This window comes from Kineococcus indalonis, from assembly GCF_009906395.1.
Lineage (GTDB): Bacteria > Actinomycetota > Actinomycetes > Actinomycetales > Kineococcaceae > Kineococcus > Kineococcus indalonis.
The window spans coordinates 1-6,011 of record NZ_JAAALM010000231.1 but is presented as its reverse complement, the minus strand read 5'-3'; the positions used below and the strand labels follow the sequence as shown (position 1 = coordinate 6,011).

7 protein-coding genes are annotated in these 6,011 nt (G+C 76.3%); 5 read left to right on the top strand and 2 right to left on the bottom strand.

The features are described from left to right. The coding region (locus tag GTR00_RS12210) for a hypothetical protein (RefSeq protein ID WP_166611892.1) at positions 1 to 611 on the bottom strand (611 nt) is incomplete at its 3' end. A 276-nt stretch (positions 612 to 887) separates the two neighbouring features. On the opposite strand from GTR00_RS12210, the gene GTR00_RS12205 reads away from it, so the two are divergent. The 5 genes from GTR00_RS12205 (at position 888) to GTR00_RS12185 (ending at position 5,472) form a co-directional block, all read left to right on the top strand. Further along, entirely contained in the window at positions 888 to 1,811 is a 924-nt protein-coding gene (locus tag GTR00_RS12205) for a right-handed parallel beta-helix repeat-containing protein (RefSeq protein ID WP_166611891.1), read from the top strand. Between the two features lie 44 nt (positions 1,812 to 1,855). After that, entirely contained in the window at positions 1,856 to 2,701 is an 846-nt protein-coding gene (locus tag GTR00_RS12200; RefSeq protein WP_166611890.1) for a glycosyltransferase family 2 protein, read from the top strand. Between the two features lie 20 nt (positions 2,702 to 2,721). Continuing rightward, positions 2,722 to 3,237 (top strand): acyltransferase, encoded by a 516-nt coding sequence (locus GTR00_RS25010; RefSeq protein WP_166611889.1) that lies wholly within the window; start codon positions 2,722 to 2,724, stop codon positions 3,235 to 3,237. A gap of 213 nt (positions 3,238 to 3,450) precedes the next feature. Beyond that, on the top strand, positions 3,451 to 4,662 hold the full coding sequence (locus GTR00_RS12190; protein WP_166611888.1) for a right-handed parallel beta-helix repeat-containing protein: 1,212 nt from the start codon (positions 3,451 to 3,453) through the stop codon (positions 4,660 to 4,662). 63 nt (positions 4,663 to 4,725) lie between these two features. Continuing rightward, on the top strand, positions 4,726 to 5,472 hold the full coding sequence (locus GTR00_RS12185) for a hypothetical protein (protein WP_166611887.1): 747 nt from the start codon (positions 4,726 to 4,728) through the stop codon (positions 5,470 to 5,472). On the opposite strand, the gene GTR00_RS12180 is transcribed toward GTR00_RS12185, so the two are convergent. Continuing rightward, positions 5,420 to 6,011, bottom strand: a 592-nt coding sequence (locus tag GTR00_RS12180) for a Wzt carbohydrate-binding domain-containing protein (protein ID WP_205705650.1), incomplete at its 5' end; no start/stop codon positions are given. The genes GTR00_RS12185 and GTR00_RS12180 overlap by 53 nt on opposite strands.

Below are 6,011 nucleotides of genomic sequence, written 5' to 3'. Positions count from 1 at the left end.
CCCGCACCCCCGCCCGCGACGCCGGCGGCCAGGCCGCCGAGGGCGACGGCGCCCACGGCGCGGGCCCGGTCCGGGTACAGCTCGCGCGGGCCGTCGGTGGGGGTGGACTGGATGACGATGAACAGGCCGTTGTCGGGGGCCTGCACGCGCCGCTGCACCTCCAGCAGCTGCGCGCTGGCCGCCTGCAGGGCCGCGTCGACGACGGCGGGGCCGTCGGCGGGGTCGGCGGTGCTGGCGGAGACCTGGAAGTAGGTGCGCGAGGCGCCGCTGCTCAGGGCGTCGCCGGCGCTGAAGGAGGCGTCGGGGAACGCTCCGAGCACCTGCGCCTGCACGGGCGCGGTGTTCAGCGCGGTGGAGACGGTGGCGGCCAGGGTGCCGGCGCCCCCGGACAGCGAGAAGGGGTTGCGGCTGCCCGGCTGGGTGCCCGGCACCTGCTCGGGCAGCGGGGTGGACAGCGCCACGCTGGGGGTGACCAGGAAGGTCGCGCTCGTCTCGTACTGCGGCTGCGCCTGGTTCCACGCCGCGCGCGAGGCGAGGGCCACCAGGGCCACGACCACGACGGTCAGGTACCAGCGGTGCGCGAGCACCCGCATCAGCGATCCGATGGTCATCGACTCTCCTCGGTCTCGGCACCCCGGTGGGGTGTGGAGGCGCGGTCCCGGCCCGCGCAGGCACCGGACGGCACCCGTCCGGCCCGGGGTGACGACGCAGAGCATTGCACAGTGACCTCGCGTAGCGGGAATGTCGGCGGGTCCCTGCACGGCCCCGGCCGGGCCGCGGGAGGGGCCACCTATGCTGGCGACGGCGCCCGGCAGCACCGGCGCCCGACCGCCCGGCCGCGGTGTCCTCGACGGGGAGCACGCCGGACGAACCCCCGAGAGGTGACCGTGCACCGGCTGCCCCGCACCACCCCCTCCACCCCTCGCGCCCGCCGCCCGGCGGCGGCGCTGCTCGCGCTGCTCGCGCTGCTCGCCGGCTGCGGCGGCGGCGAGCGGGGCGCCGAGGACCCCTTCGCCGCCCAGCGCGAGCGCCTGGAGCAGCAGGGGCGCGCCCTGGGCATCCCCGACGGCTTCCCCGGCCCGCAGGACACCGGCGTGCCGCTGGGCACGCGGCTGGAGCCGTCCGGCTCGATCACGGTGACCGAGGACGGCCGGGTGCTGGAGGGCCTGGACGTCGACGGGTGCGTGTCCGTCAAGGCCGACGACGTGGTGATCCGCAACGTGCGCATCCGCTGCGGCGGCAAGCAGCGGGCGGTCGTGGTGGAGGGCTCCGACCGCGGCCTGGTCGTGGAGGACTCCGAGATCGACGGCCTGGGCACCACCGAGGTCGCCGTCGGCTGGAGCGGCTACACGCTGCGGCGGGTGGACGTGCACTCCCTGCTCGACGGCCCGCGCCTGGGCAGCGGGGTGACGGTGGAGGACAGCTGGGTGCACGACATGGTCCGCGCGGAGGGCTTCCACGGCGACGCGCTGCAGTCCAACGGCGGCAGCGGCATCGTCGTGCGCGGCAACACCCTGGTGCCCACGGACACCTCCACCGGCGACGTGCTCAACGCGGCCGTCCAGCTCGGCGCGGAGAACGACTCCGGGAAGCTGTCCGACGTGCTCATCGAGGGCAACTACCTGGACGGCGGGAACTACGCCGTCAACGTGCGCGGCGACGACGGGATCTCCGGCGTGGTGCTGCGCGAGAACGTCTTCGGGGACGGCTCGCGGTACGGGCCGGTCATCGGCCCCGGGGACAAGGTGCAGCTCGCCGCCGGCAACCGGGAGCTGCGCTCGCAGCGCGCCGTGGAGCTCGACGAGCCCTGACGAGGCCGGACACGCTCGGTGCGCCGGCTGCTACGGTGCGCCCCGTGAGCACCCCCCGGGGCAGCGTGGTCGTCCCCGCGCACGACGAGGGCGCCGTGATCGAGCGGTGCCTGCGCCCGCTGCGCGCGGGCGCGGGCGACCTGGAGGTCGTGGTCGTCGCCAACGCCTGCACCGACGACACCGCCGAGCGCGCCCGCGCCCTGGGCGCCCGCGTGGTGGAGACCGCGGTGCCCGGCAAGGCCAACGCGCTGAACCTCGGCGACGAGGCGTGCACCGCGTTCCCGCGCGCCTACCTCGACGCCGACGTGTCCGTGGACGGCGAGGACCTACGCCGCGTGCTGGACGTGCTGCGCGTGGGCCCGGCGCTGGCCGCCGCCCCGCGCCTGCGGGTGGACCTGTCCGCCTCCTCCTGGCCGGTGCGCGCCTACTACCGGGTGTGGACGGCGCTGCCGTACGTCACCGACGACCTGGTCGGCTCCGGCTTCTACGCGCTCTCGCGCGCCGGGCGGGCCCGCTTCGGCCGCTTCCCCGACGCCACCGGCGACGACACCTTCGTGCGCGCCCTCTTCGCCCCCGGCGAGCGGGTCTCGGTGCCGGGCACGACGTTCACCGTGCACCCCCCGCGCACCCTGGCCGCGCTGCTGGCCATCAAGACGCGCGCGCGCTTCAGCGTCGCTGAGCACGCCGCCGCCCCCGGCGGTGCGGCCGGGGCGGGCGGCGCCGCCCCGGCCTCCGCGCTGCGGCGCCTGGCCGCGCGCCCGGCGCTGTGGCCGGCCGTGCCGGTGTACGCCGGCGTGGGGCTGCTGACCCGGCTGCGCGCGCGGCGGCGGCTGAGCAGCGGGGCGCCGGTCGCCTGGGACCGCGACACCACCTCCCGCACGCCCGCCTGACCCCGCCCCGTGGAGGACCGATGCTGAAGTCGCTGAACCAGCTGCGCCGGGTGCGCAAGGCGGTCGTCGGCGCCAAGCGGGCCGTGTACGTGCGCGTGTGGGGCATGGACATCCACCCCACCGCCACGTTCAGCCTCTCGGCCCGCTTCGACCGCACCCACCCGCGCGGCGTGCACGTCGGCGAGCGCAGCTACGTCGCGCTGGAGGCGATCGTGCTCTCCCACGACATGACGCGCGGCAAGAAGACCCACACCCGCATCGGCAAGCACTGCTTCGTCGGCGCGGGCAGCATCGTGCTGCCCGGGGTGACGGTGGGCGACGGCTCCATCGTGGCCGCCGGCGCCGTGGTGACCCGGGACGTGCCGCCGCGCTCCATCGTCGCCGGCTCCCCCGCCCGCGTGATCCGCTCGGGCATCTCCGTGGGTCCCTACGGGCGGCTGCTGACGCCCCAGCCCGGCGAGGGGAGCGGCGAGGGCAGCGGCGAGGGGAGCGGCGGGCGGAGCGGCGAGCCGGGCACGGTGGTGCAGCTGCCCTGACCGGGCGGTCACCGCGCCACCCGTCCGGGTGAACGTCCCCCGGACGCCTCACCCGCCCGCGCCGCCGCGGCCCGCGACCTGCACGCTGCGTCACCGTTCGCCGGGAGCACGACCCCGTCCGCCCCACCCGCCGGGGCGATGGCGCTCACGGCCCCTCCGACCCGATGCCTCTGGGGACAAGCAGTTCCCGGAAGACGTCAGCGGAGGCTCACCGTGCCCAGCACGAAGCGCACCTGGAAGGCCGTCCTGGCCGCCGTGGGCACGGCCGCCGTGCTCGCCGCGGGCACCGTCCCCGCCCACGCGGCCAGCACCTCGCCGTGGATCGCCTACGGCAGCACCAGCGTCAACAACGCCCGCCTGCCCGCCACCGGCGTGCAGCTGACGACGCGCTCGCCCAAGCCGTTCGACACGCTGACCTACACCGTCGGCGGCCGGGCCGTCAGCGCCACGGTGAGCGCCACCCCGCCCGCCGCGCCCGGCGGGGACTGGACCGCCACCGCCACCGCCGACCTGTCCGGCCTGGCCGGGCGGCTCAGCCTCACCGCCAAGATGGTCAGCGGCCGCAGCAGCAGCAGCCTGGCCAAGTCCGTGCGCGTGGTCGACCCCGCCAGCAGCCTGGGCGCCGGCGGCGCCGCCGTCGTCAAGCGCCCCTCGCGCAGCGTGCGGGTGCAGGCCACCGACGGGCGCCCCGGCGCCTTCACCACGGGCCTGCGCGGCGGGCGCGCCCAGCGCGTGCTCACCGGCGACCAGACCATCACCCGTGACGGCACCGTCCTGGACGGCGTGCAGATCGAGGGCTGCGTGGTCGTCAAGGCGGACGACGTCGTGATCCGCGGCAGCAAGGTGAACTGCCGCCGCAAGGGCCGCCAGGTGGCCGTGCAGGTCGCCGACGGCGCGCGCAACCTGCTCGTGGAGGACACCGAGATCGACGCCACCGGCGCCGACGTCGGCGTCGGCTGGGGCAACTACACGCTGCGCCGGGTGAACCTGCACGGTTCCGCCGACGGCGCGCGCTGGGGCACGAACGTGCTCATCGAGGACAGCTGGATCCACGACATGTCCCGCGAGGACGGCCTGCACAGCGACGCGGTGCAGACCACCTCCGCCTCCGACGTCGTGGTGCGCCGCAACGTGCTGGACCCCTCCAACGGCGGCGACCCGCTGAACTCCGCCGTGATGATCGGCACCGAGACGGGCGCGCAGCGCCTCGAGAACGTCCTCATCGAGGGCAACCGCCTGGGCGGCGGTTCCTACACGATCAACGTGCGCGGCGACGCGAACATCACCGGCCTGGTCATCCGCGGCAACACCTTCGAGGACAACAGCCGCTACGGCGCGATGATCCTCCCCACCGGCAAGGACATCACCGTGTCGGGCAACGTCATGGGCTGGACGGGCGCGGAGGTGGCGCCGGACCGCTGGTGACCCGGCGGGGACGGGTGGGGACGGGCGGTGACACCCCGGCGGCCGGTCGCTAGTCTCCGGCCCGTGACCGCGCCCCCGCAGGACCCCGCGCTGGTGTTCACCGTGGCCCTGAACGGCTACGCGTCCGCCTACGCCGACTGCCTGCGCTCCCAGCGCAGCTACGCGCGCCGGATCGGGGCGCGGTACGTGGCGGTGACCCGGCCCTTCCGGGTGGAGCAGCCCGCGCACGCCGCGTGGCTGAAGATCCCCCTGCTGCTGGGCGCGCTGCGCGCCGGGTACGCGTGGGTGGCCTTCGTCGACTCCGACGCCCGCGTGCGGGAGGACGCCCCGGACTTCCGCACGGCGATCGAGGGCGCGGGCCGCACCCACATGGCCAGGGGCCGCTCGGGACGCCTGAACTCCGGGGTCATCATCGCCGAGAACGGCGCCGACAGCACCCGGTTCCTGGAGGAGCTGATGGCCAGCACCACCCGTCCGGTGCCCGAGGAGGACCGGGCGGACCTGAAGTACGAGAACGGCAACGTCATCCACGTGGCCCGCACCACGGGGCTGGTGTCCGAGCTGCCGCTGGAGTGGAACAACACCCACCAGCCGCAGCTGGCCGACCACGTGCGGCACTACACCGGGCCGCTGCGCGCGGAGCACCGCGGCAGCCCGCTGGGCCAGCGGGTGTTCGCGCTGCGCAAGCGGCTGGTGGCCACCCCGACGAAGCAGCCGGAGCGGCGCGACGGCGCGTTCGCGGACGAGCTGGCCGCCCTCACCGCGCGCTGCCAGCGCCGCTACCCCGCCCTGGTGGCGCCGGCGGCGTGAGGCCGCCCACCGGCGGCGCGGTGGTCACCGGCGGCGGCGCCACGGGGTTCCGCCACCGGTGCGGGGGCTGCACCGGCCCGCTGCCGCCGGGGCCGGCGACCACCACGCGCACGGAGTCCCAGCGGTAGTCGTAGGGCACCTCCCAGTCGCCGGCGTAGGCCCCGGCGTCCACCCAGTACTCCCCCGGCGCCAGGTCCACGCGGTCCAGGACCAGTTCCACCGCACCGCGATCGGCCAGGGCGACGGTCCCGGCGCCGCTGGCCTCGGTGGTCAGGTCGACCAGGGAGGTGTCGGTGCCGACCCGGCGCAGCGCGACGCTGAAGTGGGCCCGCTCCACGGGGCGGGTGCGCCGGTAGTCCAGGCGCACCGCCAGGGCCCCGCCGTGCTCCACGGCGCCGCCGCCGCCCGCACCGCCGGCGGTGACGGCGGTGAGCAGGACGCTGCCCTCGCCCTTGCGGAACCCCCCCTCGCCCAGTTCCTGCGGAGCCCCGGCCCGCTCGTCCAGGGAGCGCTCGACGCGTACGAGCGCTCCCTGGACG

Bases quoted from the DNA above. Each gene is read 5' to 3' on its own strand.
- GTR00_RS25010 (WP_166611889.1), top strand. From the start codon at position 2,722: ATGCTGAAGTCGCTGAACCAGCTGCGCCGGGTGCGCAAGGCGGTCGTC.